The sequence below is a fragment of the Thalassospira sp. CH_XMU1420-2 genome (assembly GCF_037029325.1).
GTDB classification, from domain to species: Bacteria; Pseudomonadota; Alphaproteobacteria; order Rhodospirillales; family Thalassospiraceae; genus Thalassospira; species Thalassospira povalilytica.
Genome location: NZ_JAYMEG010000062.1, coordinates 1 through 989 on the forward strand (window position 1 = coordinate 1; position 989 = coordinate 989).

General features: G+C 54.6%; 2 protein-coding genes. Both read right to left on the bottom strand.

Going from position 1 to position 989, the window contains the following annotated elements; translation table 11 throughout:
• Positions 1 to 670, bottom strand: a 670-nt coding sequence (locus WA429_RS21265; protein WP_336107913.1) for a hypothetical protein, incomplete at its 3' end; no start/stop codon positions are given.
• Positions 670 to 989 (bottom strand): TraU family protein (locus WA429_RS21270; protein WP_336107914.1); only part of this gene is annotated, 320 nt, incomplete at its 5' end. The genes WA429_RS21270 and WA429_RS21265, both read right to left, overlap by 1 nt.

Here is a 989-nt window from a genome sequence, read left to right on the forward strand (position 1 = left end):
CCCCGCAACTGGAGATGTTGTATGGGCCTCTTACATGCGAAATCACGCCAGCCTGATAGTCGTGGTAGGCAACGCAGGATCCTTCGGGCTTGGTCAGCTTTTCGCACGTTTTATAGTCGGGAATGTGCGCATCGACCGTGCCATCTGTCACGGTTTCTGAAACCTCGCAGTCGGCATATTCGCCGGAGAGATCGCCGAAATCCGCCAGCAACTCATCGGACTGGTTCCAGATAGGATCGTTTGAGAGGTTCGGACGCGAAAGGCTGTTTGTTTCCTTCAGAACCCGATATGCGTCGCCCCACTCTGTTGGGTCTACAGCCAGGTTGCTGTTGGCCGTCGATCCGGCCTGTTCCATTCCGTTCTGACTATCGTAGTATTTGCTGAAGTCGTTGACGTTCCCGCCGCTTGAGGATCCCGGGAAGATATCATTTTGATCGAGCTCAACCGGATCGCTTGCGTCCGGATAGAGGGTTGCTTTACCCGTCGCTTGGTCAAACGAGAAAATATCCACCGAAGGCGCAATGGATTTGCCGAACGCTTCGCCCGCCTGAGCTGCATCATCAAATTCGGATGCTGCAATTGCCGGCGAGATGTGGATCCATAGAACGGCTGCAGAGACGATTGTAGCGACAGTCCGTCCGAATACAGTCTGGTTAAAGGAACGGATCATCAGAAGAACCTCATGCAGCAGTCGTTCCAGCGGAAAATGTTGTAGAGAGCATCCTCGCCAACACCCGGGATCTTGCGGTGTTCGCCCCAGCGGAAAGTGGTTTCGCCGATCTGGTGTGCGTCATTGGCCTCTGCGAGCGGATAGAACATCGACATCTTGTATTGCGACTTGGTGATCATCACGTCGATCACCCCGCCGCCGCTGCACATCGCGTCATCCCCCATCGTCCGCCAGTTCAGCCCACGTCGGTGATCTACTGCGAGCTTCTTTGTTGCCAGCATTGAGGTGTTTTGCGGCATAGACCCAAATGCCTTGGTAT